The following is a 25,540-nucleotide window of genomic DNA, read 5'->3' as shown; positions in this document are numbered from 1 at the left end:
ACATCCTAAGTTCAGTAAAATCGGAAAAACTTGACTCCTGTTCCTACCAAAGGAAAAAAACTATCCTACTTTATTACCTCAAATATTGAGAAAAGCACCTGGGAGTCTTGCCGTGTTTCGACCCCAAGTGCTTTTCTACTAGCTCTCTCACACCACACATAAATCAATAATTTATTGATTTATACATAGATTAAAACAATCACGTTGAAGAAGCAACAGGTAATGGACAGTTTAATAAGTGTCCCTTGTTATCAGTTATCAGTGACCACTCAGCAATTACCCCTTTTCTGCCAGACTCCGAAAAATGGGGTTCAAACTGTTATTCTCTCGTTGGGTATCGTTGGCTATAATAACGGAAATTCGTCAGAATTTAGGAAAGTGATAGAAAAGGGTTACAGTAGTTTTCGATCTTAGTGTGGGACAAGAAGTTAAGGCTTGAGGCAGGAGACAGGTGTCAAACGTATTTTAATCACTTGCAAAGTGCTGTAATCAGTTATAGCAATACGGGGTTAGGTTAGGACAAAATTAGCTAGAATTAAAGCGCTCACGAAAACAAGAAAAAAATGCCTGCTCCTTATAGCTACGATTTGAGAAAAAAAGCCGTAAATGCTTATTATAGAGGAGAAAAGAAGATAGCTATTTGCCGATTAATGAAAATTAGTCGTAATACTCTCGATTTATGGCTAAAAAGAGAACAAGAAACAGGAGACTTCAAAGCGATCGCCAAGAAATATTTGCTCCATTAACTTTTGAGGGGTCGTGTAATCGAGATTTATTTGAAACATGGCTGGAAAAAAGTTTGATTCCTCAACTTCAACCAGGGGATATAATTATTATTGATAACGCTACTTTCCACCAAGGACAAAGTATTAAAGAAACAGTCGAAAAGGTAGGATGTGAAATTTGGTATCTACCTCCTTATTCTCCCGATTTAAACAAGATAGAACGTTGGTGGTCTGTTCTCAAAACTTGGATGAAACAGAGAGTTAAAGAATTTGAGACTGTTAGAGAATGTGTTGATACAGCTTTCAAAAAATGTCCTAACGTGTATCCGTAAGGCTATATCCCTCTTCTGTCACTTTCCGAGTTTAAGAAATAAGAAATAAGACAATTTATGCAGAGGAGAAAAATGGTTGAAGCTGATTGACAGCATGAATCAAATCATGAAAACCCAAGCGTAAAGATATATTTGGAAACATATCCAACCAAGGAGACAACAACCATAATAAAAGAGTTGGCTGAATGATTAAACGAAGATTATTCAAGACATTCTTCCACCCATCCTTATAATTCCACTGTGGATGTATAGATAGAGAAGCTTGGGAATTAACCGTTTCTTTTTTTGCTTTGTTTTCTAATTGTAAAGATAAAAAAGGCTGAGTATTTAAACTAACCATCAAATAAGAACTCATGATGAGTTCCCACCATCTTTCAATAAGAGAAAATTGAGTAAAACGGTAATCAGTCCAACCTAGTTCTTGTTTACACTGTCGAAAACCATATTCGACCCATGTTCTTAAACCATAAAGGTTCCCTAATTTCTTTTTAATTTGGTTCGTTGTTGCTTTGAGATTAGTCATGACAAAAGAGGTTGAATTCTCTGGCATTGTTTCAGGATCAGTAGTCATTTCCCAGTAAGTACGATGACTTCTTTTACCAAAAATGATTTCTCGGATATACCTGATTTCAGAAGTTTGATTACTAAAGGTTCTCTGAAATTTACACCATTGTCTTGGTGCGCGTTCCCTAGATGAGGAAACCTCATCGGGGTCGCACCGCTTATTGCCTCTAACCTTTTGGCTAGAAGGCATCCAAACTCCGTGATTACTTCTAATAGCAAGAATCCAAGGTAGTTTATATTTATCTAAAGTCCTGACAAATAAGCTACTTTCCCCATATAAACTGCCGACCCAGCTTGAATTGAATTCAAGCTGGAAAGCGGCAGTGCATTCCGCACTATCGGCTAAAACTAACTCAATCTCAAAGCCAAAATCAATTAATTCTGTAATGATTTCTGATGCCAATTCAATTTTTGTTTTATATTGATCATTTTCTTTTAATGTTCCTTTGGGTTTAAAGACTTTAAACATTAGAGGAAACGTAATATTCTCATAAATCCCATAAGCATTAACTGATACAATTCCTCTATCTATTTTTCCTACACTTCCTAGATATTGTCTGCTCACATAATCTGTTTTATTTCCTTCTCTTGGTGCGCGTTCCCTTGCGCCTTACGAAGGCGCGGGGTCGCACCGCTTCTTCCTATCTCCAGTTTCATCAATTATCATAATGATTTTTTCCCCTTTTAATGCTTGTAAGGTTTTCTGTAATCTCCTATGTCTCAATTCAGTTACTTCCCAAGGAGAATAGGCTATAAAGTGATGTAAAGATTGAGGTGAATTTATCCCTACTATCTTAGCAATTTCGGGTAAGGATTTTTTCTTAATTGGTGAGATAATTCCTAAATGTAAATATTTAAAACATTCGTAGCTTCTGACTTCATTAAAAAGAGACTTGTACCCTTCACAATATTCATCAATCACTGATACTGTTGGTTGTGCATCTCTAGCCAAATGTTTGAGAATTTGTAACTCTACATCCATTGTCCCCTCTACTTTTTAGCCGTTTGTCGCTTTTTTATTTTACTTTAATTTTCGGAAAGTGACAGAAGAGGGATATTATTCTTTCAAAATTAAACAATAAAAAACCCCCGTACCGATGACAGGGATATAGCAAGAGGAAACCAAATAAACTTAATTAACGTCCTAAGTTTTGAGAATAGGAAACCAATCCAGCACTTAATACTTGTCCAAAGTTGTTAATGCGATCTTGTTGTCCTACTCGTGTGGGAGCTAAAAATGTGTCAGTTAAGCCGATGGCAGTAAACATAACCGTAGCAGTGAGAATAATATAGTTGCGAAGAATAATAGTGTTGTTAGTGGTATTTAACATTGGTTTGACCTCTCTCTTGGTGCGCTTTCCCTTGCGCCGTTCGACGGCGCGGGGTCGCATCCGCTTTCCTCTTATTACCCTTATCTTATGAGGTCATCAGGGGTGATGTCAGTCCCAAAAGTAAGGCATATTCGGGGTTTTAGCGATTTTAATAAGTGGTATAAAGTGGAAATAAGTAGAAGTTATTTAGTTATTCATGGTAAGCATCCAACTATAAACGACTGTAAGGACTAAAACTAAAGTAACTAAAAGTTCTGTGTTGCTAGATACCCAATGAGAAAAAGTTTCTGTTAAAAATAGCAAAGTTTCTTTTCTTTTACGTCCCAGTTGCTTCATTAATGTTTCTACTTCTCTATCAACTTCCTCAATAGAAAGTTTTCCTTGTTTATAACGGGATTCAATTTCATCAAGTTGTTGCCAATATTCTTTCGTTGCTTCAAACAGATTGGGAAACATAAAATATTATTTCTTAACTCTTCTCTAAGATAATCAATATAGTGGGTTAATAAAAGGTGTAAGAGGGAGCATTTCGCCCCCCCGTTCAGTTTTTCAGTAACTTTAGAAACTGAAAGGGATTTTATGATTACATTAGGCCAATTTGGGATAAAATTCCTTGTCCTGTGACATATTCAGTGATAACGCCAATGACAAATCCTAGCATGGCTAGACGACCATTCCAAGCTTCTGCAAATTCGGTAAAGCCTAGTTTTGTTTCTTGGTTATCCATAAGAGTGACCTCCGTTATTTAGTTGAATGTAAAGTTTCATTACTTAAATAATACAAAAGTTGACAAAGAGGTCGCAAGGGGGAAAACCGTAATTACTTGAATTTATCCCTTTAGATAGACATTTGAAAGAAAGATATAATTCGGGGTAAATCTAAAGAAAATATTAAGAAATTATGAAATTGCGATACATAACTTTACAATAAAACCATCATGATAAAAGCCGTCAGCCACTTCATATATAAGGCTGGTTCATAACAAGTCTCCTCAAGAATTGCAATTCTTGGGGATAATTTTTGCATTAAAAATATTAAGTTATTGAGCTAACCACATCCCATGAAACCCATAGGGAACTCGTTGAGGAATTTGTATTTTTGCTATAGGAGAAGCAGTAAAATCCTGAGCATCAATAATCACTAATTCTGAGGTATTTGACCCTTCATCATGGATAAAAGTAAGTAACCATCCTTCGTCCTCTTTCTCTGCATCGGGGTTAGGAGCAAAAATAGGTTCACTACCATATCTATGACGACCAAAATGATGAATGTCAAAGCCTCCTTTCTCAAAATCATGTTTAATAATGCCATTAAATTTAGGTTCAGAAGAATCTGCCATTTTACCTGAGTAACCATAACAGGTTTTTCGTCCTGTATATTGTTCATTAATACGAGGAAATTCTGAAGGAAGATCACATAATTTTTGTTCTTTTACTTCACCTGTTTTGAGATTAAAATGCCATTCATGAAGATGGGGAATATCTGATTCTTCAGTTTCCTCTGTTGCTTCTCCTAATACGGTTGTGGCATTCATCCGACAAGCTATTAAAACAATTTCGTCTCCTTTTTCATAAGCATTCAACGTATGAAAAATATAACAAGAATTACTTTCAAACCAGCGAATATCTTCATTATTTCCCTGTCTAGGAACAATCCCAAAACGAGAAGGGGTATCATTTTCAAATTTTAAGGGAGATTCTCCTTTTTGCATTCTATCAGGACGAAAAGTGAAAGGAAGATCGAGAAAAATTGTATAGTTTTCTGTAATAGCAAAATCGTGCATCATCACCCCAACAGGTAAGTCAATGGGAACAGTTTTTAATAATTCTCCTTGTGAGGAAACAATACCGTATTGTAAATAGGGAGGTTGAATCATCGAATAACCGAAAAACATCATTTCTCCTGTTACGGGATCAATTTTTGGATGAGCTGTAAAAGGAGACGTTAACTTACCATCAAAATTATAAGAGCCTAGGGTATCTAATTCAGGAACCATTAAAGCATGAGGTTCACCCCCTTCCCAAAGTGCCAGAAGACGGTCAGCATGGTACACTAAAGCCGTGTTAGCGGTGTTTTTCAAAGGACCATAAGGGTTATCCATTTGCGGCGGTTCTAGCATCCCTGTCCAGAGAGGTTTATTAGCTTCTTTTTCTAAGCAATAACCACGGGTTTGAACAAAACGGTTACGGTAGGAGACTTTGCCATCTTCAATATGTACGCCATGAATCATCCCATCCCCATCAAACCAATGATACTCACCGATGGGGCTAAATTGAGGGTTAGGGCCATTTCTGAGGAACATTCCCCTTAAATTTTTGGGAATTTCCCCAGTAACTGTTAAATTATGAGCAGTAATTTCTCGACTAACGGGGGCAAAGTTTCCTGAAAGATAAGGATTGATTTTGATAGTGGCAGTCATATTTAACTTTTGATTATTCTCTATTTGTTAATATAACTAATCTTCTAGACGATTTATGAAATTACTAAATGTTTAGTCATAAAGTCCGTTGAGGTTAGGGAACATAGACATTTTTGAATTAGGAATGCAACTAAAGGTTTTGAATTTTACTTTTAATAGTTTGAGGGAAGTATCATTAGATTCAGAAGATTTTTAGTTCAAATGTACATGGTAAGTTATAATTATAAAATTAACTACTTCCATTCTGGATGGGGTTCTATGGGTAAACAAGTCCCAAACTTATTAATTTGATTGATCATTTGATAAAGTCGTCCAGAATTTTGCCGATTGAAGTGTAAGGTTAAACGAGGAAGATTAGTCGTTTTTTCATCATTTTCTTGTGGTAATACCTGACTTTTTTTAATCTTTCCTGTAACTAAAATATCAGCATATTCTTCATTTAGTATTTCAACTTGTTCATCAGTTAATTCAGAATTCAGTCGTAACACTAATAAATTATCTATATAACGACTAGAATGATACACACAATAAAATTCACGAATGGCATTACAAGCAGTAGCTAAACTATCAGTAATCGTATAAAGACTAGAATCTTCTGCACTAATTAAACCCCGTGACAATAAATTATTATAATTATATTCATGCCAAGTTTTCCAATAGTCTCCGCCAGGTTCATCAATTAAGACTAAAGGACAAGGTCCATATTTTCCAGTTTGACATAATGTTAAGGTTTCAAAGGCTTCGTCTTGGGTTCCAAACCCCCCAGGAAATAAAGCTACTGCATCGCTTTCTCTTAAGAAGAAAAGTTTACGAGTAAAAAAGTATTTAAACTTAATTAACTTATCATCTCCAGCAATAAAAGGGTTAGTCCCTTGTTCAAAGGGTAAATCAATATTTAAGCCAAAAGAATGCTCTCTACCGGCCCCTTCGTTTCCTGCTTCCATAATACCCCCTCCAGCCCCTGTGAGTACCATAAAGCCAAACTGAGTAATATAACGGGCAAATTCTACGGCGAGGCGATATTCTGAACTTTGAGGGGATAAACGGGCTGACCCGAAAATGGTAACCTTACGAGTGTGACGATAGGGATAAAATACCTGAAAGCCTTTTTCTAAGTCTTCTAAGGCAGTAGTTAGAATTTTCCAGTCTAAACGATCAACTTCTTCATCAGCAATGCGTAATAAGACTCCTAATGCCCTTTCTATTAATTTACCATGTTCGTGGTCTGCTAAATTGGTGATGAGTTTTTCTATGTCTGAGGAAAGAGAAATTTGTTGGTTATTGGCAGATATGGTCATAATTAGGATAATAAAGTCAAAATGAGAAGATTATCGATACATGAAAATTCTGGAAAAATTAGATTATTTCATAGAATTGTGTTGGAAACTACTTCTATTTTACCTAAGTTGCGATCAAATTAGAAACCTGATAATATTTTAATTACGATATAAATTGTCGATAACCTAAACTGAACCTTCAAAATAATCACAACGAATTATTTTTGCTACATTACTATTAAGCCTTTATTCTTCCTTGATTTATGAAAAAATCATGTTAATTTCTTTTGTAAAGCGTTTTACCATAGGTGGATTGGTTGGTTTAGTATTAGGAGGTTTATATTGGTATAATAGTAGGCTGTTTGGTCATTCAATTCCTTTTACTTTAGGGATCGGAGGTTGTTTATTTATAACTATTTTTTGTGGTTTAATAATCGCAAAATGGGGTTATAAAGCATTAGAATCTTTATTAAATAGTTTTTATGAATAGTTAGGATAAAATGAGTCTTTTTTAGTTAAGAGATTTAGTTTAATATTAGCTTTAAAAAGACAAGTTTATTTGAAAAACAAAAAATACTGAAATTTTGAAAATGGCATCTCCTATCGGTCATAGTTTAGCAGGTTATTTGGGCTTTTTCTTAGTTCGTAAAAATTCTCATTTTTTGAAATATTACTCATCAAAGCAATTATTAATAACTGCTATTTTGATTGCTAATTTACCTGACATTGATTTTCTATTAGGTTATTTATTTTATCAAGACTTTAATGCTATTCATCGTCAGTTTACCCATAGCTTTTTTGTAGGTTTTATTGTTTGTCTTGTTATTTTTTATTGTCTAAGATTTTATAAAAAAATACCCTATTCCTTTTTGGTTTGGTTATGGGGACTTTATTTTAGTCACATTTTATTAGATATGTTAGCCTATGATCGCTATCTCCCTGCGGGTGTACAATGTTTTCTACCCTTTAGTTCTGATTATTTTGCTTTTCCTATTTCTATTTTGGGCGGACTAAGTTTTACAGGAGGAATTATTCAATTAAATAATTTTCTTACTATTTTACAAGAAATTGTAATTATTCCCTTATTATTTTTTGTTATTTTTTTTGTTGCCAAAAGTATTTATAAAAATGTACAAATTCATAATTAACATCACTAACTAGGGAGTTTTACCGTAAAGGTTGCGCCTTGACCTTCTCCTGGACTTTCAGCCTGTACTGTTCCACCATGCAGTTCGACCAATTGGCGGACGATAGCTAAGCCTAAACCCAGACCACCAAAGGAACGGGTCATAGAAGTATTTGCTTGACGAAAGCGTTCAAAGACATAAGGTAAAAATTCTGCACTGATACCTTGACCTGTGTCAGCCACAACAATTTCCACATGAGAGTTAATCTGTTGTAGAGCAATTTGTACGCATCCATGTTTCGGGGTGAATTTGACTGCATTACTGAGTAAATTCCAGACAATCTGCTGTAACCGCTCGGAGTCTCCTAAAACAGGGCTTGCTGCTGGATCAAGCACCGCTTGCAGTCGGATGTTTTTCGCATCAGCAGCAGGTTTAAGTGTATCGATTGCTGCTTCAATTACTGGTAATAGCTCAATAGCACGAACATGAAGGCGCATCCTACCTGTAACAATTTGGGAAACATCGAGGAGATCCTCAATTAAATGGGCTTGAGATTTAGCATTGCGTTCGATTATTTCCAAAGCCCGACGTATTTCGGCTTCATCTAAATTTTTGCTTTGCAGAATCCCAGACCAACCCAGGATGGCATTGAGGGGAGTCCGAAGTTCATGGGAAATGGTTGACAGAAATTCATCTTTCAATCGATTCATATTCTCAGCTTCGGCTCTTGCTTTTTGTTCTTGCACCAGAAGTTTAGCTCGCTCCTCTTCGGCTCGCTGACGCAGTCGGATTTCTTTTGCCAATTCATCAATTTTCTTGTTAAGCAAAGTGAATCGGGTACTGGCAGATTCCCGTTTTTTTAATCGTAACAGAATGAGTGTAGGGAATTCGGGTGAGGAAGGACAAATGGCCGCCCCTTCGCAGCGACATACGCAAGTTTCTCCGTTCTTGGTACTCCAGGCTAATGATCCGAGTACCATTTCTCGACTGCTTGAACAATTGCGTAGATACTGTTTGACCCGATCCGGAGAATTGGTTACCAAGTCAAAGAGCATTTTTCCTTGTACTATCTGAGGGGATAGCCCCAATAAGTTGGAGAAGGAGGGGTTGACTGCCAGTATTTGACCTTTTCGCGCTATCAGAAGCATTGGCTCTGGCAAAACTTTGGCAAATTCTAGGAACTGTTCGGGACTCACCAATCCTCTTCTCCCTTAAAATATTTTCTTCCTTGACTGGCTTCTGCCTCTGCATTTGGTTGCAAATAAACCACCACTCGGCAACCTGACGCACCCATCGCAATGGTCTCTTTTAGTTCTACCTTGGCGTAACCAAGATTGTCCGCTGCAATGGAACCAAAAACATTTGAGGTCATCATGCACATGGCAGGGCGATCAATCACTTTGTCGCCAAAGGGACAAGCATTATTCCCTAAAACAATTTTGTCGTCGGTTTGTTCAATAATATAAAAGTCGCCCTGGATTCGCTTTTTTAAATCGACTAAAACCTCAGCGACTTGCTCTGGAGTTAGCTGGGATACCTTTAATGCTGTTTTATAGTCTTGGTCTATTTGTTTTCCCATGTTTTGACCCACGACACTAATAAACCCTGACGCTTCTTCTAAACCGACGACATCCTGTAATGTACCGGCTAATTCTTGAATTAAGGTCCGCAAAAATATATCTCGCTCCAAAGGTATTGTCAGATTCTTCACGGGCATTTTAGACTCAAGAGGACTATTCATGGCAATCGGTGGTGAAAGAACTTCAGTCAAAATTTTCTCAAACCATAACTATAATGCTATTTGGGGAGCTATACAATACTAACTAAAGATTGACTTAACTCACAAGCAAGTAGTCGTTAAAGATGGGAAATAAACCGCGATCGCTAAGGAACCCTTTTTGTTTGCTCCTTTTGTTTCCTTTTTCCTTTCCGACTTCTATCATACCCCTTTTTTTATCGATAACTATTATTTTGACATAAATTTTTGTTGTCTATTTACTATCATTCTATGTCTTGTCAGGAATATTAAAATATATGAGCAAACCCACGATTCAAATTATTAATTATCAAGAGAACCTAGAAGCTATTAAAACAATTAGAGTCAATGTGTTTCAACAAGAACAAGGGGTTGACCCTGACTTAGAATTTGATGGCTATGATAATAATTGTCTTCATTTTTTAGCTTATTTAGATGGGCAATCAGTGGGAACAGCAAGAATTAGATATCTAGATGAAAGTACAGCGAAAATTGAACGATTAGCTGTATTATCTCACGCAAGAGGTCAAGGCATTGGTACAGCATTAATGAAACAAGCGATCGCTTTTATTACAGAACAAAAAAAATACGGAAAAATTATTATCCATGCTCAAGTTTATATTCAAAAATTATATGAAAAACTAGGCTTTGAGCCTATAGGCGATCGCTTTACAGAAGGAAATATTCTTCATATTAAAATGGTTAAATTTATCAGTGAACAGTGATCAGTCATCAGTAAGCTATTCATCATTTAAAGTGCTAGTTGAGACTGCATGGGAGCAGGGAGAGGGGAGCGTGGTAGAAAAGTTTGAGCGTTTGTACTAAAAACTTGAATATCTGGTTTAAATGCACAACAGCTTAATCAAGATACCAAGGAGATAAAACCAGCCTGCGTAAAGCAAAAAGTGCAGTAAATTATTGAATATAATTAAAACAATGAAATTTTTATAAATAAACGTTTAATTAATGTCTAAAAAAGTTATTGTTATAGGAGCAGGAATCGGTGGATTAACCGCAGGGGCATTACTCGCTCGTCGAGGGTATAATGTCACCATATACGAACAAGCTTATGTTCCTGGGGGTTGTGCCTCAACCTTTAAACGTCGGGGGTTTACCTTTGATGTAGGAGCAACTCAAGTGGCAGGGTTAGAACCTGGAGGCATTCATCACCGCATTTTTGAAGAATTAAAGATAGACTTACCTTCCGTAACCCCTTGTGATCCCGCTTGCGCCGTTTTTTTACCAGGAGAAACCCAACCTATTAATGTTTGGCGTGATCCCGAAAAATGGCAACAGGAACGACAAAAACAGTTCCCCGGAAGCGAACCCTTTTGGCAGTTATTAGCTAAACTATTTCAAGCAAGTTGGAAATTTCAAGGCCGAGATCCCGTTTTACCTCCTCGTAACCTTTGGGATGTCTGGCAACTCACCACTGCTTTACGGTTAGATACCTTGATCACGGTTCCTTTTACCTTCATGACTGTCGGGGATGCCTTGCGTTTGTATGGATTATATAACGATCGCAGATTGAAAACCTTTCTCGATTTACAATTAAAGCTTTATTCTCAAGTTAATGCCGACGAAACGGCCTTACTCTATGCAGCTACAGCATTAGGCGTATCCCAGGAACCCCAAGGATTATATCATTTACAAGGAAGTATGCAAATATTAAGCGATCGCTTAGTTGAAGGGTTAGAAAAACATGGGGGAAAACTATTCACGGGCTATTATGTTGAGAGAATAGAAACCCTTGAGAATAATAAATCTCAAATCATTATCCGTCAGCGTAAAACAGAGAAAACCTTCACAAAAACCGCCGATCATATTGTTGCTAATGTTCCTGTACAAAATTTAGTTAAAATGATTGATAGCCCTAGTCAACCTGGGTTAAATTTATATCAGCAACGGGTTGAAAAACTCCCCGAAGCATCAGGAGCATTTGTGATTTATTTAGGGGTCAAAGATGAAGCTATTCCCAAAAATTGTCCTCCTCATCTACAATTTTTATATGATTATGATGAGGTAATTGGGGAAAATAATTCCTTGTTTGTATCTGTTAGTAAACCTAAAGATGGTAGGTCTCCAGAAGGTCAAAGAACCATTATTGCTTCAAGTTTTACTGACACTCAAATATGGAACAATATTAGTGAAGAGAAATATCAACAATTAAAACAAGAATATACCATTGAAGCGATCGCCCGTTTAAGCAATTATTTTCAGCTTAATTCCGATACCATTATTCATCAAGAAGCGGCCACCCCTCGCACGTTTGCGTATTATACGGCCAGGGATAAAGGTATTGTCGGGGGTATTGGTCAACGGGTGTCTACCTTTGGACCGTTTGGTATTGCAACCCGTACCCCGATCAAAAATCTCTGGTTAGTGGGAGACTCCACCCACCCCGGAGAAGGAACCGCAGGGGTTAGTTATTCAGCATTAACCGCAGTTAGACAAATTGAAAATAAGAACTTTATTTAATTTACCTATTTTTGAACAATCTCTCAACAAAGGTCGAGATACTTTCTTTATTTATAGTAGTTAATAAGGAAAAACACGAGCAAACTTACCAGGAATTTTAGTGGAGAAAATTAATTTACCCAATTTCTATCATGTAACTTCCTCACAAAAGTGGACTTTTGAAACCCCCACTGTAAACCGTCGTGGCGAAATCATTACAACCACCACCTACACTGCTTCTTACTTCACTGAATATTTGACGGATAACATTATACTCGAAATGGTAGCGATCCCTGGTGGCACTTTTACAATGGGTTCCCCTGAAAATGAAAAAGGTAGTTATGATGATGAACGGCCTCAACATAATGTCACCATTTCCCCCTTCTTCATGGGCAAATATCCCATTACTCAGGCACAATGGAAAGCGATCGCTTCTCGAACTGATTTAAAAGTTTACATTGATGTAAACGAAGATCCCTCAAACTTCAAAGGGGATGATCGGCCTGTTGAACAAGTTAACTGGTACGAAGCCGTCGAATTCTGTCAACGCCTCTCTAAGCTTACACGAAAGGATTATCAGTTACCCTCCGAAGCTCAATGGGAATACGTTTGTCGTGCTGTTACAGAACCTCTAGACCTCGAAAACAATAAATCGTATCCACCCTTTTACTTTGGAGAAACCATCACAGTAGAACTAGCTAATTATAATGCTTCTAACACTTATACAGATGAACCCAAGAGCGAATCTAGAGGACAAACCACCGCCGTTGGTCAGTTTCCTGCCAATGCTTTTGGATTGTACGATATGCACGGAAACGTCTGGGAATGGTGTGCAGATGACTGGCATGATAATTATGAAGATGCACTTGCTAATGGCAGTGCTTGGATGGAATCTGAAACCTCATATTTAGCTAAAAAAAAGAAAAATAATTCAAATTCCGTCTTGAGGGGCGGTTCTTGGGGCGATGATCCTGATGACTGCCGTTCAGCGCTCCGCTTCAACGACCTTCGGTGCAATAACCACAACGACGATCTCGGTTTTCGGGTAGTATGTGTGTTCGGGAGTGGATGAAGTTTCTCACTTCGTTCCGGCGCTATCGCACAGAAGTTTGAAGTCAGAACTCAGAAGTATAATTCACTATTCCCTGTTAAAAATATAGACTCAATGAACTAAATAGATTATCCGACCTTGATAAAATTAGAACGATGAATTAACACAGAGATAAAGAAGTTAGAAGTCAGAAGTTCCTCGCTTCGCTCCGGCTCTATCGAACAGAAGTTGTTTTTGTGACGAGGATTTAAGCCTTCTCTCAAAAACTTTTCGCTTTAAAAAGCCAGATTTTAGACCCTATTACTTCGATAACCTCAATTATTTTTGTGATTAATCTTGAATGTTAGGAGATAATGCTATGAAACTGAATCCTAGTCTTATTTTGATATCGTTAGCAACCACAGGACTGAGTTTATTAGTCCCAGTCAAAGCTAACGCTCAACTACAAAATATTGGTCCGAATATTTCTGTTCCTCCCAGACAATGTATTGCTGGTGCAGTAGACTGTGATGCAGAAATTCACCGCGAAAATATGCGTCATAATCGTCAATTGTATTTTCAGACCCCTGAAAAGATTTTGCAGCATTTCCACCGAGAACGCACCGAAAGAGCTTGTTTAGAGCGTACTATTACCACTCCTCCTCCAGCCATTAATAACAACTGTGGTCAGTATCTTGAACAAATTGAAACCCTCAACCAACAAGATGCTCTCATCGATCAACGACTCCTGCAACAGCAAGAAATTGATCGATTATATCCCAATGTACCTAGATAACACCTAGCGGTATAATGTATCTTTAAAATTGTTGTGTGCGGGAATGAAATGCTTAAGCCACTTAAAGATAAACGTCCGCTTGTTATTGCTTCTAGTATCTTATTAGTCGGTGCTATCAGCACAGTTGTTGTCACCCCAAGAGTTATAGAATGGCTCGAACAAAGACAACAGGCTAAAATTGAAACTGCTCTCAAAGAAGACATTAACAAACCTTCGGTGGTCTTCACATTAGCAGAAATTCCTGCCCAACAACGCAGAGAACAACTACAAGCGATCGCTTCTTCTGAAACCCTCTCCCTCGAAAGAAGTCGGGCCCGTTATTTACTGGCTAATGATCTCCTCGAAGAATACGAAGGCGGCCCAGCATTAAGGCAACTAGAAGGCTTAGAAAATGAATATCCGACCTTAGTTCCCTATATTCTCCTCAAACGGGGTAGAGGCTATGAATTAACCAATGAGACGGAATTAGCTCAAGAAACTTGGCAAGAATTGATAGAAACCTATCCCGACTCTTTAGCTTCTGCTGAAGCTTTATATCAACTGGGAAAATATGACGCAAGTTACTGGGATCAAGCCATAGAAAAATTTCCCCAACATCCCAGTATTCAAACGGTGATTCGTGAACAGTTAAAAGAAAACCCGAAACAACCAAAATTATTATTATTGTTAGCTAAATATGCAGCCAATGAACCCCAAACCAATGCTATCCGCGATCGCTTAGTAGACGAATATGCAGGCGAACTTACCCCCGAAGACTGGCAAGTGATCGCCGACGGTTACTGGGAAGTTAATGACTTTTATAAAGGGGCTATAGCTTACAAAAAAGCGGACAAAACCCCCCAAAATTACTATCGCATTGCTAGGGGACAACAAGTCCAACCCCCAGGGGAAAATAAAGAAACGGTGATTGCTGCCTATCGCCAGTTAATGTTCGGTTTCCCCAAAGCAGAAGAAACCGCCCTAGGTTTAAAACGATTGGCTCAATTATCTCCACCACAGACCGCAATTACTTATTTTGACGAAATTATCCAAAAATTCCCCGAACAAGCTCCAGAAGCCCTTCTAGATAAAGCTGCGTTGCTTGATAAGTTGAATAGGAAAGCAGAAGCAGCTAAGGTACGTCAAACCCTTTTATCCAAATATCCCAACTCGGATGCAACGGCGGAATATCGTTGGCAAGTTGCCCAAGAAGCAGCCGAAAAAGGAGACGCGCTAAAAGCCTGGACTTGGGCCCAACCCATCACCACCAATAACCCTGAGAGTTCCATTGCCCCGAAAGCAGCTTTTTGGGTCGGAAAATGGGCGCAAAAGTTAGGGAGAATAGAAGATTCTCAATCCGCTTTTGAACACGTGGTGGCCAGTCATCCTGAATCATACTATGCTTGGCGATCGGCCGTACAGTTAGGCTGGAATGTGGGAAACTTTAACAATATTCGTCAAATGTTACCCCAAGTGAACAAATCTAATACTCGTCCTCTTCCCCCTGCGGGTTCAGAAATGTTTAAGGAGTTGTATCGTTTGGGAGAAGATGAAGATGCGATTACTTTATTTCAAGCAGAAATGGGCGATCGCGAAACTTTAACCGTTAATGAAGGGTTTACGGATGCGTTATTAAAGTTAGTTCAAGGTAAAAATCTTCAAGGCATTAATCAAGTTTGGTATCTTCAGAATAAAGATGATCCTAACCAAGAAAAAGAATGGGAACAACTCAGACAAACAGAAAAATATTGGCACGCTTTATTCCCTTTTCCTTTCTATAACACTATCATCGAATGGTCGGGTCGTCGTCAATTAAATCCCCTTTTAGTGACCTCTTTAATGCGTCAAGAATCCCGTTTTGAACCAGAAATAAAGTCGCCGGTTGGAGCAACAGGATTAATGCAGGTGATGCCAGCAACAGGGGAATGGGTAGCTGATAAAATTAATTTAAAAGACTATTCTTTAACTAATCCTAACGATAACATTAATCTAGGAACTTGGTACTTAAATTATACCCATTCTGAATATAGTAATAACTCTTTATTAGCGATCGCCAGTTACAACGCAGGACCAGGTAATGTATCAAAATGGATGAAACAATATCGAGTCAGTGATCCTGATGTGTTTGTAGAAAAAATACCCTTTCGAGAAACCAAAGGTTATGTAGAATCAGTATTTGGCAATTATTGGAATTACTTACGAATCTATAACCCAGAAATTTCTCAATTATTACAAAAATATGCTGATAAATAAGACTTATTAAATTTTATTGGAGAGCAGTTTCGGGAGTTTTGAATTACTTGTTATCGTAGTGATCTCCCCAAATATCTCCGCTGTGAGTTTAACCCCTAAATGCTAATGAGTAAATCAACTTCGTCCAAACTTTCCCCTATTACCTTAGCTATGATGATAGCTGTGCTAATCACCCTAACCACCTATATTTTGAGGGGACTAGGTATCTTAGGTTTTATTCCAGGAAGCGTTATTTTACTTTTGATGACCATTTCGATTTTCTTGGGGATTTTTTATGGTATTTCTGCCACACGCCGTTTCTAGGATAAAAAGACCAAATCCTGATAATATAGAGTTCTTTGACAATAATATATTTATAAATGGTGAAGCAGTAGTGCATAATAACATCAGTTTTACCAATTATTTCTAGAGAACACCAGAAATTATGACTGGAAAAGTATTCGATGGTAATCCAACCCCGGCCGCCTTTTTAATCCTAATCCTTCCCCTTGCTGCGGTGATCGTCCTTCTGTACAAGGCTTGGATGTGGGTATTAGGATTTATTGCCTTGATTATTGTCTGGAAACTGGTGGACAATTATCAATGGCAACAGTGGAGTGCAAAGATTAACCCAATTTTTAATCAGTTACTCAAAGAAAATCAGGGACAAATCACTGCAATGGACTTATCCCTCAAAGCCAATTTAAGTGCAGGTAGTGCGAAACGTTTTTTGGCTAGAAAGGCTGAAGAATTTAGTGCAACTTCTAGGGAGTTACCAGAACAGGGAAAGGTATATTATTTCATTACAGCCAGCACATTAGGTAGTATTCTAGACGATAGTGAACCACTGGCAGCAGAACCAGAAGAACCTGAAGCGTTTGATATGGATGATGATGATGAGGATGATATTGATATTCCTCAAAGCAATAAGGTTGAATCTTCATCTTCGGAAGTTTCTTCCTCCCCCTCTAACTCGTCTCTATCTAGTCCTTTTGCTCAATTAGCTGCTATTAAAGAAGAACGAGAACAGCACAATCAACCAAGTCAGGAACCTTCTGCTTCTTCCCCCTCACCAACATCATCAACTCCTGCGTCTCCCACTGACAAAACTCTATCAGTAACGGATACCAAAGATCAAAGTCAAGACACCTCTACTGATACCGAGAAAAAAGAGCAATTTACCCTTATTCAATCCGATTTAGCCAAGCGACTCGATATAACACCCAGCACCATTGGCCGTCGTAAAAGGGATGCCAGTTTTGCAGAATGGAGTCAGAGTAAAGATCCTGATGGTATTGCCTGGAAATATCTACGGAAGTCTAAGGTATTTATTCCTGTTGATCCGAATAAACGTTACTTATAAAGTGATAAAACAAAGAAGTTACGGAGGAAAATGAGTCAATCAAAGTCAACCAATAGACTTAACAATGTGGTCAATTCTGTGATGGGAATAAAAAACCCATCACCATCAAATGCTTTAAATATCAATACTCAAGAATTTGATAGTAAAGCTTTATTAATTTATCTAGGTGGTACAGTCGTACAAATTGGCTTAATGGTGTTGGCTTTGTCTGGAATGGAATGGGTGGTTAGCCAACTGGTACTAGATAATATTCCAAGTTGGTTGCCAACAGCGATCGCCAGTGTCTTTTTCGCAGTGCTGACCCTCCGTTCTCGGCTGTTTTCTCCCTTAGACAATACTCGCAGTAGTGGAAGATATCAGCAAGTCATTCGACCCAACTGGGCCCCTCCTCCCTTGGCATTTCCTATTATTTGGATGACCATTGGCGTGTTACGGGTAATTTCTTCTGTCTTAGTTTGGCAAGCCGTTGGTGAAAATTTTCTAGCTGTTCCCTTAATTGTCTTTGTCATTCACTTAGCACTGGGAGACACTTGGAATACTATTTTCACAGTTGAAGGAAGATTAGGCGTAGCTGTTCCAGTGGTGATTATGGGACCTTGGTTATCAGCTATTGTTGTCACTGTTTTTTATTGGCAAACTGTTTTATTAGCTGGTTTATTACTGGTTCCGTCGGTTATTTGGATTACTGTTGCTTGTGTTCTCGTTTATAGTATTTGGCGGTTAAATGGGTGTGAACCTTGGTATCCGTTAAAGTAAGAAATTGAATGATTATCCTCGAAACTTTATTCACACTCAGTTTTCTTCAATAGTTATCGAAGTTTAACCCTATTAGGTGAAGATCATAAGGTCATATTCCTGAGATAGTATAAAAATAGCTAAGTTGGAACTTATTATTATGACTGTTTTTGTTAGATTCATGCTGGCTGCTGCGATTGTTTTTATTATTGCTGATATTGTCCCTTTTCCTAACTATCCTTCCGGATATATTGCAACAACTATTAATGAACAAAATCAGAAAACAAAATAAGTTGACGGGGTGACAAGAATTAGGAAAAGCTGGTAAGATCAAGCTTTGAGAATCTGAGTTGACTAAAAAATCAACATTTTTAATAAGTGGTGATGATGATTAAGTCGTTTCTGAGTTTATATTCGCTTATTTTATGCCAATTTAATTTCATCAACTATTAGCTAGACTGAGAGAAAATCTTTTCTAACTCTTGTGTGTTTGATTGACTCCAATGATTAAATAAACTTTTTGTCGTTGCAGCAATGGGAACAGCAGTAATTAACCCGACAAAATCTCCTAACGTTGCCCCTACCATAACAGAAAAGAGAATGATAATAGGATTAAGTCCAGTGAGTTTACCCAATAAACGAGGGGGTAAAATATTTTCAATAATCTGGTCAATTATGATTAAAACCAATAATACTCTTAAACCAATCCAAATATTACCTAAAAATAAAATAATACTCACTGCTAAAATGCTTAAAGTTGCCCCAAATGGAACTAAACCAAATGCGCCAATAGTTAACCCAAATAATAATGCAAAAGGAGCTTTTAATAGATATAAAGTAGGAATCATAACAATAGTTAACACAGTAGATAAGACCACTTGATTGAGAAGATAACTATTAAAATTACGATAAAGGGTTTTATGTATCATTTCCCCAACATCAGAAGAAAACCAAGAATGCAAACAATTTTTCAAAAATGAATTACCATAAAATAAGAAAAAAATTGTTAAAACTGCTATCAAAAAAATACTTAATAAGTTACCAATTGTCCCAAAAATAAAGTTAGGAAATCCTTGAATAAAATTTTGTAGTTGATCCTGAAAACTATCAGTTAATTTAGTGATAATTGTCTGACTATCAACGAGAGAATTGTTACTATTAAACCAATAACTTATATTATTAATTTTAATGCTAGTGGATTGAATCCAATCAGGTAAGATACTTAACAATGCAGAAAATTTTATGACAATAATAGGAACTAAAATAATTCCGATTACAGAAAATATCAACGTAAAGCTTAAAAAAACTAATAAAATGGCATACAGTTTACTTAAACCTAACTTCTTTTCTAAGAAAATAATAGGATGATGTAATAATAAAGCTAAGAAACTGGCAATAGTAAAAGAATAAAAAACACTTTTAAACTGTTGAAATACGAAAATAAAAACGATAATATTTAAGACAACAATAGGAAAAATTAAACCATAAAATAACCAAGAAGAATTTTTTATTTGATTAGGATAATGACTAGACATAATTTTTGTAACTGTATTTGATCTATTTGATCACTATCATATTAACATTTTAGATAAAAGACTCCAAAAATGATAAAAATCTCCTTATGGATGATAAGGAGACTGATAAATTATTTTTGGGTTAAGACAAATTGATCTCAATCACTTAATGAGGGGAACCATTCACATAATAATCTCTCGTTCCTTTTGCATCCAATGCGTCCCCTAAACGATTTAAAGCATGAATATAAGCAGCGGTTCGCATGGAAACGCCATCTTTCTGTGCGATCGCCCAAACTTGTTCCGCTTCTGTCATCATTTTGTCTTTCATTCGTTCATTAACTTCAGTTCTTGTCCAATACAAACCACTGCGATTTTGTACCCATTCAAAATAACTAACTGTTACCCCTCCAGCATTAATCAAAATATCAGGAAAAACATAAATTCCTTTCTTATCTAAAATAGAATCAGCAGCAGAAGTAATCGGACCATTAGCAACTTCAAAAATAAATTTTGCTTTGATATTATTAGAATTTTCTGCTGTTATTTGATTTTCTAAAGCAGCCGGAATCAAAACATCAACATCCAATTCTAATAACTGCTCATTCGTAATATTTTCATGTTCTCCAATATCGCAGACGGTATCTTCACAATAAATAGCTGTAATACCTCGATGTTCTTTTTTATAATTACGGATGCTGAGAATATCTAAGCCATTTTCTGTATAAATTCCTCCTTTTGAGTCACTGACTGCTACTACTTTATAACCTGATTTAGCTAATAATTCCGCTACAACAGAACCAGCTTTTCCAAACCCTTGTACCGCAACTGTTGTCTTTTCTGGTATTAATTCAAACTTAGGAAGAATGGTTTGTATCACATAATAAGCACCCGTTCCCGTTGCTGTATCTCTTCCTTGACTACCTCCCATAGTTAAAGGTTTACCAGTGACAACACCTGGGCTAATTTTTCGCTGAATAATACTATATTGGTCCATCATCCAACCCATAATCATTTGATTGGTATAAACATCAGGTGCAAGGATGTCAATATCAGGGCCAATAAAATCGGCGATCGCTTCAATATAACCGCGACTCAACCGTTCTAATTCTTGTTTTGATAACTCCTTTGGGTTAAGGGTAATTCCCCCTTTTGCTCCCCCAAAAGGTAAGTTTAATAAAGCACATTTAAACGTCATCCAAAAGGCTAAAGATTGTACTTCATCCATGCTCACATTGGGATGATAACGAACCCCCCCTTTTCCCGGCCCTCTTGTGTCGTCGTAACGCACTCGATACCCTTGAAAAATCCGTAAAGAACCATCATCCATTCTTACAGGAATCGAAACACTTAAACTAGATTTAGGATGCTTTAACCGTTCACTGGCATCCTCAGAAATTGATGTATATTTTAAAGCTTTTTCCAGCCTCGTACTAGCATCAGCAAGTAGTCCATTCATAATTGTTTTATTCCTTTTATTGGAGAGACGTTTGTAAGACAAATATAATAGTTATTAACAAATTAAAAGCAACAGTATTTAGATATTCTTTGAGTAATTAGATTTTAGATTAAGGAACAAAACCCAGACAATAAGACATGGAAACTGTTGCCAATTATCTTTGGTAAGTTTTTGTTAACTAACTAGATACAATAGAATTTTTATTTTTAATTAAATTTTAATATACTTAGATGAATTTTGTTAACCCAACTTAGTAATTATTTAATATTTGAAGTTTTTTGTAACAAACAAGAGAAGTGATTAAGGTAGTTTCTCAGTTTATCTTACTTAAATTGTTTAATAATTGAGTTACTTTAGGAATATCTTTATCCCCAGGCGATCGCTCAACCCCACTGGATAAATCAATACCATCCGGCGTTAAACTATCGAGAGCTTGTAAAATATTATCAGCAGTTAATCCGCCGGCCAAAAACCAAGGTTGAGCAGGGCGAAATTTGTCCAACATATCCCAATTTAAAGTTTTACCTGTTCCTCCTAACTGTTGAGGATGATAAGCATCTAAAAGCAATGTATCAATCATCTCCACATATTCAGAGATAGGGGACAAAGATTCTACCGTGTTAACTCTAAATGCCTTAATAATTTCCAGGTGAGGAAATAATTGTTTGACTTGAGCGCAAAATTCAGGGGGTTCGTCTCCATGAAGTTGTATTCCCGTTAATTGAGCTATCCCTAAAACCCCTTCAATATCTGTTAAACTAGCATTAGCAAAAACGCCGATGCGATCAACTGTTGTTGGTAGGGTTTGAATAATTTGCTGAATGTGTTGAGCATCCACGTAACGAGGCGATCGCTCCACACAAATAAACCCTAAAGCAGTAGCTCCCAAGGCTGCGATCGCTTGCCCTTGCTGAGCTTGAGTTATCCCACAAATTTTAACTCGCATTCTCCCTAACTCCTAATAATTGTTAAGTATTCAAACAAAGTGAATTTTTTTCAACAGAGATCCTTATAATGCCTCTTGTTTACAGTCATACATTCAAACAGGAGTTTAACCCATGCTCTCCCATATCATCATACTTGCTCAGGCTAACTCTGCGGCCACTACCCCCTGGAACTTATCTATCGGGATGATTATGATTACAGCTAATCTATTTAGCTTTGTTCTGGGTTATTTTGCCATCCAAAAAACCGGCGCAGGTCCTGAACTTCCTTTACCTCAGTTAGCATCAAAGAAAAAATTTGGACTCCCAGAACTTTTGGCAACTGCTAGTTTTGGCCATATTCTAGGAGCAGGAATTATCTTAGGGTTATCCAATGCTGGCGTTCTCTAATTTGAGCTTGATATTGAGCCAAAGATAATGGGAACGGCTTCAGCGAACTTAGCATTAAACAGTGAACAGTGACCGATAAAATTAACTGTGGTCACTGTGTAACTCAATTTTTTCTAAGAATTCATTGTATAGTCTTAACAACGATTTATGATAGGAATAAGTTTCAACACTGTGTGATCCTTTTTATTGAGGCACTTGATTAACACTCAGCTATGAAACCCCCTCTATAAACTAGAATTTCGGTGATTACTCTAACTTTACTCCATCCCACCAATACCAAACCTATCCAAAGTTGGACATTTAAGACAACAGCGACCATTCGCATTGGTCGTTCTACGAATAATGAGGTAGTTCTTTACAGTGCTGTAGTTTCTCGTCATCATTTAGAAATTCGCTATGAAGACAACCACTGGCAAGTCGTTAATTTGGGAACGAATGGCACTTATATAAATGGAGAATTAATTAGTCAAAAACAAGCTATAGATGGCATGATAATTCGTTTAGCTAGTTCTGGTCCTACGATTCAAATTCATCTCTCACCAGAAACGTCATCACTTCAACGTCAATTGACTCCAATTAATCAATCTGATTCAGTGTCTTCTACTCAACAAAAAAAGTCATCGGTAGAAGATGCCATTACCAATGAATCGAGTCATGATTATAAGTCGTCAAGACAGTAATTCTGATCAAGAACCAGAGCCAAATTTCTTTAAGTTTAGGAAACCAATAATAGTTAAAACAGATGAAAGTTAAAAATATCAGAACGTTCCTGAAACGTTGCTTTCCCAAAAGGTAAGAGGGTGCGCCGAAGCGCAACCCAACTTAACCTAAGAGACTTACGCAGGTAAAGGGGCGTGAGTGTAGCAATTTTTGGGACAAATTCGGGCGCAAGCTTCACAACCGATGCAGTTGGCTTTGTTAGCAATGGTCATGACTTGACGCTCGATATCGTCGTCATCTTCATCTTCGTCTACAAACTCACCGTCTTCGTTAACCCCCATTAAGGTTAAGACGTTTTGACCACAGACTTTGAAACAACGTCCGCAACCAAGACAAGTATCTTTGTTGATAGCATCAACAAATTTAGGAATCCAATCGAGTTTACCAAAAGTTAGGCCAGTTAAACTTGCCATATAAGTGTCCTCCTTGTATTAGGATGGTTGTTGGTTAGAGTGATCATCCCTAGTCATTCTTGACGAGTGGCTAGGTTGATATTCAAGAGATATAGAACCGCTTGAATTCTGTAGTAGCATGAGGCGCAGGGGATGAAGTTGTATCCGCCAGGGTTGAGGATGTTCTTTTAACTCATTCCACTTGTCTTTGAATACTTCGGCCTGTAGGTGATAGTCGAAGGGACTGGTGGGGGCAGAATTTAACTTCAGGTATAAAGTTGTTCGGTGTTGGGTTTCACTTTGACTGGTGAGCCAACAGGTGAAAATATTGTCGCTGTAGTCGTCTTTAAGACCATCAATCTCTGGAAAGGTTAATTGATGGGCGCGAATACCGAGATGGGCTAATTTGGGGGGAATGGGTTCATAAATTTTTAGGGTACATCCCCAGTCAAGGGCAGTAATCTCATTTTCTGAGGCAACTAGGGTACGGGAGAAGTTTTTACATCCAGTGAGTTGCGCGACTCGGAAGTCATGGGGATAGTCAAAAATTTCTTGTTTTGGTCCTTGGGCAATGATCTGTCCTTCGTCTAAGATTAAGAGGTTAGGACAAATACGATAGGCTTCTTCTAGGTTATGGGAAACAAAGAGAGTAGCCCCTGGAAAATGGGTTAAACTGAGTCTTAGGAGTTTTTCGAGTTGATCTCGTAAATAGGTGTCCAGGGCTGAAAATGGCTCATCGAGCAGTAAAATGTCCGGTTCACTGGCTAAGGCTCTGGCTAAAGCGACTCGTTGCTGTTGTCCTCCTGATAGTTCTTGTGGATAGCGATCGCCTAATCCTTGTAATTGGATAGCAATTAGTTGTTTTTCGACCCGTTGACGAATGGCTATAGAGGATAACCCTTTCGGTAGACCAAAGGCGATATTTTGAGCAACGGTAAGGTGGGGAAATAGGGCATAATTTTGGAATAAGAAGCCAACTCGGCGATCGCGGATGGGTAGATTAATTCCTCGGCGAGAGTCGAATAAGACACGACCATTGAGAATAATACAACCCTGGTCTGGGGTTTCTAAACCAGCAATACAGCGTAAAATGAAGCTTTTACCAGCACCAGAGCCTCCTAAGAGTCCTAGGGGCAGTTGATTGGTGGAAAAGGAAACATTGATCTTAATACCAGGTAATTGTTTCTGGATATCGACAATTAATTCGATAGGTGTCGGTAAAACATTCGTACGAGTATATTCCCAGGTTAAGGGGGTAACGGGATGATCCCAAGGGAGTAAGCTTTCGTCCACTAAGCTAAGATGACTTTCTTTAGCACGTTTCCTGATGCGTTTTTCGGGACGGCGATCGCTCCAGTAGTTTACTGCGACTACAATGGAGAGGGATAACCCTAACATCACACTTACCCAGAGCATGGCTTCTGCCATATCCCCACTTTCGGCCGCAAAGAAGATAGCAATGGGGATGGTTTGGGTTCTGCCTGGAATACTCCCAGCTAACATCAGAGTCGCTCCAAACTCCCCTAACGCGCGAGCAAAGGCGAGTAATACCCCGGCAATTAATCCGGGTCTAGCTAAGGGTAAGAGAACTTTCCAGAATACCTGTAATTCTGTAGCTCCTAACGTTCTCGCAGAGGACAAAAGAGTGGTATCGATCTGTTGAAAGGCTCCCAAGGCTGTCTTATACATCAAGGGAAAGGCTACAACAGTGGCTGCAATTACTGCAGCATACCATGTAAAAATGATTGTAACATCAAACAATCTTAAAAGTCGACCAATAGGTCCATATTTTCCTAACAATAATAATAGGAAAAAGCCGACGACAGTGGGGGGAAGTACCAGGGGAGCGGTAAAAATACCATCGATTAAACCTTTTGCTTTTCCCCGATATTTGAACATACTTCTAGCAGCGATCGCACCTAGAAAAAAGGCGATCAGGGTGGCTAAGGCTGCGGTTTTTAAGGATATCCAAACAGGAGAAAAATCTAAGGTCATGAC

Annotated in this window: 26 protein-coding genes and 2 pseudogenes; 15 read left to right on the top strand and 13 right to left on the bottom strand. The window is 37.8% G+C overall.

Going from position 1 to position 25,540, the window contains the following annotated elements; genetic code table 11:
• Window positions 1-563: 563 nt before the first annotated feature.
• Together CY0110_RS31715 and CY0110_RS04370 are read left to right on the top strand one after the other, a co-directional pair.
• Window positions 564-746 carry a helix-turn-helix domain-containing protein gene (locus tag CY0110_RS31715; protein ID WP_071943764.1) on the top strand — a complete coding sequence of 61 codons (183 nt, stop codon included), beginning with the start codon at window positions 564-566 and terminating at the stop codon, window positions 744-746.
• Window positions 728-1,057: pseudogene (locus CY0110_RS04370) on the top strand (transposase); the annotation flags it as partial. The gene CY0110_RS31715 and the pseudogene CY0110_RS04370, both read left to right, overlap by 19 nt.
• A gap of 55 nt (window positions 1,058-1,112) precedes the next feature.
• Here the strand turns inward: CY0110_RS04370 and CY0110_RS04365 are convergent.
• The 6 genes and pseudogenes from CY0110_RS04365 to CY0110_RS04335 form a co-directional block, all read right to left on the bottom strand.
• A pseudogene (locus tag CY0110_RS04365) lies at window positions 1,113-2,603 on the bottom strand (IS701 family transposase).
• A gap of 154 nt (window positions 2,604-2,757) precedes the next feature.
• A complete protein-coding gene (locus CY0110_RS04355; protein WP_035798482.1) occupies window positions 2,758-2,952 on the bottom strand; it encodes a hypothetical protein in 195 nt (64 codons plus the stop codon).
• A 186-nt stretch (window positions 2,953-3,138) separates the two neighbouring features.
• Window positions 3,139-3,408 (bottom strand): hypothetical protein, encoded by a 270-nt coding sequence (locus tag CY0110_RS04350; RefSeq protein WP_008274086.1) that lies wholly within the window; start codon window positions 3,406-3,408, stop codon window positions 3,139-3,141.
• Between the two features lie 127 nt (window positions 3,409-3,535).
• Window positions 3,536-3,679: a chlorophyll a/b-binding protein gene (locus CY0110_RS04345; RefSeq protein WP_008274085.1), complete on the bottom strand. Its 144-nt coding sequence runs from the start codon at window positions 3,677-3,679 to the stop codon at window positions 3,536-3,538.
• Between the two features lie 312 nt (window positions 3,680-3,991).
• Entirely contained in the window at window positions 3,992-5,371 is a 1,380-nt protein-coding gene (locus CY0110_RS04340; RefSeq protein ID WP_008274084.1) for a carotenoid oxygenase family protein, read from the bottom strand.
• Window positions 5,372-5,604: 233 nt separating this feature from the next.
• On the bottom strand, window positions 5,605-6,669 hold the full coding sequence (locus CY0110_RS04335; protein ID WP_008274083.1) for an LOG family protein: 1,065 nt from the start codon (window positions 6,667-6,669) through the stop codon (window positions 5,605-5,607).
• 253 nt (window positions 6,670-6,922) lie between these two features.
• Between CY0110_RS04335 and CY0110_RS04330 the strand changes: the two genes are divergently transcribed.
• Both CY0110_RS04330 and CY0110_RS04325 read left to right on the top strand, forming a co-directional pair.
• Window positions 6,923-7,138: a hypothetical protein gene (locus CY0110_RS04330; RefSeq protein ID WP_008274082.1), complete on the top strand. Its 216-nt coding sequence runs from the start codon at window positions 6,923-6,925 to the stop codon at window positions 7,136-7,138.
• A 100-nt stretch (window positions 7,139-7,238) separates the two neighbouring features.
• Entirely contained in the window at window positions 7,239-7,796 is a 558-nt protein-coding gene (locus CY0110_RS04325) for a metal-dependent hydrolase (RefSeq protein ID WP_008274081.1), read from the top strand.
• 5 nt (window positions 7,797-7,801) lie between these two features.
• Here the strand turns inward: CY0110_RS04325 and CY0110_RS04320 are convergent, their stop codons facing one another.
• The gene (locus tag CY0110_RS04320; protein ID WP_008274080.1) at window positions 7,802-8,971 is read right to left on the bottom strand and encodes a sensor histidine kinase; all 1,170 of its coding nucleotides are present in this window, start codon (window positions 8,969-8,971) and stop codon (window positions 7,802-7,804) included.
• On the bottom strand, window positions 8,968-9,546 hold the full coding sequence (locus tag CY0110_RS04315; protein ID WP_198139094.1) for a methanogen output domain 1-containing protein: 579 nt from the start codon (window positions 9,544-9,546) through the stop codon (window positions 8,968-8,970). The genes CY0110_RS04320 and CY0110_RS04315 overlap by 4 nt, the downstream gene beginning before the upstream one ends.
• Window positions 9,547-9,809: 263 nt before the next feature.
• Here CY0110_RS04315 and CY0110_RS04310 point away from each other — a divergent pair, with 263 nt between their 5' ends.
• The 9 genes from CY0110_RS04310 to CY0110_RS31330 all read left to right on the top strand — a co-directional run bounded on the left by CY0110_RS04310 (window position 9,810) and on the right by CY0110_RS31330 (window position 18,415).
• Entirely contained in the window at window positions 9,810-10,256 is a 447-nt protein-coding gene (locus CY0110_RS04310; RefSeq protein ID WP_008274078.1) for a GNAT family N-acetyltransferase, read from the top strand.
• A 241-nt stretch (window positions 10,257-10,497) separates the two neighbouring features.
• Window positions 10,498-12,009 (top strand): C-3',4' desaturase CrtD, encoded by a 1,512-nt coding sequence (crtD, locus tag CY0110_RS04305; RefSeq protein WP_008274077.1) that lies wholly within the window; start codon window positions 10,498-10,500, stop codon window positions 12,007-12,009.
• A gap of 100 nt (window positions 12,010-12,109) precedes the next feature.
• Window positions 12,110-13,060, top strand: coding sequence for a formylglycine-generating enzyme family protein (locus CY0110_RS04300; RefSeq protein WP_008274076.1), 951 nt, complete (start codon window positions 12,110-12,112; stop codon window positions 13,058-13,060).
• 337 nt (window positions 13,061-13,397) lie between these two features.
• Entirely contained in the window at window positions 13,398-13,814 is a 417-nt protein-coding gene (locus tag CY0110_RS04295; protein ID WP_035798444.1) for a hypothetical protein, read from the top strand.
• Between the two features lie 48 nt (window positions 13,815-13,862).
• Entirely contained in the window at window positions 13,863-16,046 is a 2,184-nt protein-coding gene (locus CY0110_RS04290) for a transglycosylase SLT domain-containing protein (RefSeq protein ID WP_008274074.1), read from the top strand.
• A gap of 105 nt (window positions 16,047-16,151) precedes the next feature.
• On the top strand, window positions 16,152-16,349 hold the full coding sequence (locus CY0110_RS28355; RefSeq protein WP_198139093.1) for a hypothetical protein: 198 nt from the start codon (window positions 16,152-16,154) through the stop codon (window positions 16,347-16,349).
• 121 nt (window positions 16,350-16,470) lie between these two features.
• Complete coding sequence (locus CY0110_RS04285) at window positions 16,471-17,388, top strand: hypothetical protein (RefSeq protein WP_008274072.1); 918 nt, start codon at window positions 16,471-16,473, stop codon at window positions 17,386-17,388.
• A gap of 30 nt (window positions 17,389-17,418) precedes the next feature.
• Window positions 17,419-18,144: a TspO/MBR family protein gene (locus CY0110_RS04280; RefSeq protein WP_008274071.1), complete on the top strand. Its 726-nt coding sequence runs from the start codon at window positions 17,419-17,421 to the stop codon at window positions 18,142-18,144.
• A gap of 139 nt (window positions 18,145-18,283) precedes the next feature.
• The gene (locus CY0110_RS31330) at window positions 18,284-18,415 is read left to right on the top strand and encodes a hypothetical protein (protein ID WP_269719898.1); all 132 of its coding nucleotides are present in this window, start codon (window positions 18,284-18,286) and stop codon (window positions 18,413-18,415) included.
• 157 nt (window positions 18,416-18,572) lie between these two features.
• Here the strand turns inward: CY0110_RS31330 and CY0110_RS04275 are convergent, their stop codons facing one another.
• From CY0110_RS04275 to CY0110_RS04265, 3 genes are all read right to left on the bottom strand, one after another.
• A complete protein-coding gene (locus CY0110_RS04275) occupies window positions 18,573-19,658 on the bottom strand; it encodes an AI-2E family transporter (protein ID WP_008274069.1) in 1,086 nt (361 codons plus the stop codon).
• A gap of 145 nt (window positions 19,659-19,803) precedes the next feature.
• On the bottom strand, window positions 19,804-21,096 hold the full coding sequence (locus CY0110_RS04270; RefSeq protein ID WP_008274068.1) for a Glu/Leu/Phe/Val family dehydrogenase: 1,293 nt from the start codon (window positions 21,094-21,096) through the stop codon (window positions 19,804-19,806).
• A 313-nt stretch (window positions 21,097-21,409) separates the two neighbouring features.
• Complete coding sequence (locus CY0110_RS04265) at window positions 21,410-22,042, bottom strand: phosphoribosylanthranilate isomerase (RefSeq protein WP_008274067.1); 633 nt, start codon at window positions 22,040-22,042, stop codon at window positions 21,410-21,412.
• 112 nt (window positions 22,043-22,154) lie between these two features.
• Between CY0110_RS04265 and psaK the strand changes: the two genes are divergently transcribed.
• Window positions 22,155-22,430, top strand: a complete 276-nt coding sequence (gene psaK / locus CY0110_RS04260; protein WP_008274066.1) for a photosystem I reaction center subunit PsaK — start codon at window positions 22,155-22,157, stop codon at window positions 22,428-22,430.
• 242 nt (window positions 22,431-22,672) lie between these two features.
• Window positions 22,673-23,110 carry an FHA domain-containing protein gene (locus CY0110_RS04255; protein ID WP_008274065.1) on the top strand — a complete coding sequence of 146 codons (438 nt, stop codon included), beginning with the start codon at window positions 22,673-22,675 and terminating at the stop codon, window positions 23,108-23,110.
• Window positions 23,111-23,266: 156 nt separating this feature from the next.
• On the opposite strand, the gene fdxB is transcribed toward CY0110_RS04255, so the two are convergent.
• Window positions 23,267-23,563 carry a ferredoxin III, nif-specific gene (gene fdxB, locus CY0110_RS04250; RefSeq protein WP_008274064.1) on the bottom strand — a complete coding sequence of 99 codons (297 nt, stop codon included), beginning with the start codon at window positions 23,561-23,563 and terminating at the stop codon, window positions 23,267-23,269.
• Between the two features lie 18 nt (window positions 23,564-23,581).
• Window positions 23,582-25,537 (bottom strand): molybdate ABC transporter permease subunit, encoded by a 1,956-nt coding sequence (gene modB, locus CY0110_RS04245; protein WP_008274063.1) that lies wholly within the window; start codon window positions 25,535-25,537, stop codon window positions 23,582-23,584.
• Window positions 25,538-25,540 lie beyond the last annotated feature (3 nt).

It is taken from the genome of Crocosphaera chwakensis CCY0110 (assembly GCF_000169335.1).
GTDB classification, from domain to species: Bacteria; Cyanobacteriota; Cyanobacteriia; order Cyanobacteriales; family Microcystaceae; genus Crocosphaera; species Crocosphaera chwakensis.
The sequence above is the reverse complement of the archived record's forward strand: the minus strand, read 5'-3'. Positions and strand labels throughout refer to the sequence as shown.

Coding starts and splice junctions, on each gene's coding strand:
- CY0110_RS28355 (WP_198139093.1), top strand. CDS start 16,152: ATGAGTAAATCAACTTCGTCCAAACTTTCCCCTATTACCTTAGCTATG.
- CY0110_RS31330 (WP_269719898.1), top strand. CDS start 18,284: ATGACTGTTTTTGTTAGATTCATGCTGGCTGCTGCGATTGTTTTTATT.
- CY0110_RS04285 (WP_008274072.1), top strand. CDS start 16,471: ATGACTGGAAAAGTATTCGATGGTAATCCAACCCCGGCCGCCTTTTTA.
- CY0110_RS04265 (WP_008274067.1), bottom strand. CDS start 22,042: ATGCGAGTTAAAATTTGTGGGATAACTCAAGCTCAGCAAGGGCAAGCG.
- CY0110_RS04335 (WP_008274083.1), bottom strand. CDS start 6,669: ATGACCATATCTGCCAATAACCAACAAATTTCTCTTTCCTCAGACATA.
- CY0110_RS04270 (WP_008274068.1), bottom strand. CDS start 21,096: ATGAATGGACTACTTGCTGATGCTAGTACGAGGCTGGAAAAAGCTTTA.
- CY0110_RS04280 (WP_008274071.1), top strand. CDS start 17,419: ATGAGTCAATCAAAGTCAACCAATAGACTTAACAATGTGGTCAATTCT.
- crtD (WP_008274077.1), top strand. CDS start 10,498: ATGTCTAAAAAAGTTATTGTTATAGGAGCAGGAATCGGTGGATTAACC.
- CY0110_RS31715 (WP_071943764.1), top strand. CDS start 564: ATGCCTGCTCCTTATAGCTACGATTTGAGAAAAAAAGCCGTAAATGCT.
- psaK (WP_008274066.1), top strand. CDS start 22,155: ATGCTCTCCCATATCATCATACTTGCTCAGGCTAACTCTGCGGCCACT.
- CY0110_RS04290 (WP_008274074.1), top strand. CDS start 13,863: ATGCTTAAGCCACTTAAAGATAAACGTCCGCTTGTTATTGCTTCTAGT.
- CY0110_RS04325 (WP_008274081.1), top strand. CDS start 7,239: ATGGCATCTCCTATCGGTCATAGTTTAGCAGGTTATTTGGGCTTTTTC.
- fdxB (WP_008274064.1), bottom strand. CDS start 23,563: ATGGCAAGTTTAACTGGCCTAACTTTTGGTAAACTCGATTGGATTCCT.
- CY0110_RS04340 (WP_008274084.1), bottom strand. CDS start 5,371: ATGACTGCCACTATCAAAATCAATCCTTATCTTTCAGGAAACTTTGCC.
- CY0110_RS04275 (WP_008274069.1), bottom strand. CDS start 19,658: ATGTCTAGTCATTATCCTAATCAAATAAAAAATTCTTCTTGGTTATTT.
- CY0110_RS04310 (WP_008274078.1), top strand. CDS start 9,810: ATGAGCAAACCCACGATTCAAATTATTAATTATCAAGAGAACCTAGAA.
- modB (WP_008274063.1), bottom strand. CDS start 25,537: ATGACCTTAGATTTTTCTCCTGTTTGGATATCCTTAAAAACCGCAGCC.
- CY0110_RS04355 (WP_035798482.1), bottom strand. CDS start 2,952: ATGTTAAATACCACTAACAACACTATTATTCTTCGCAACTATATTATT.
- CY0110_RS04295 (WP_035798444.1), top strand. CDS start 13,398: ATGAAACTGAATCCTAGTCTTATTTTGATATCGTTAGCAACCACAGGA.
- CY0110_RS04345 (WP_008274085.1), bottom strand. CDS start 3,679: ATGGATAACCAAGAAACAAAACTAGGCTTTACCGAATTTGCAGAAGCT.
- CY0110_RS04350 (WP_008274086.1), bottom strand. CDS start 3,408: ATGTTTCCCAATCTGTTTGAAGCAACGAAAGAATATTGGCAACAACTT.
- CY0110_RS04330 (WP_008274082.1), top strand. CDS start 6,923: ATGTTAATTTCTTTTGTAAAGCGTTTTACCATAGGTGGATTGGTTGGT.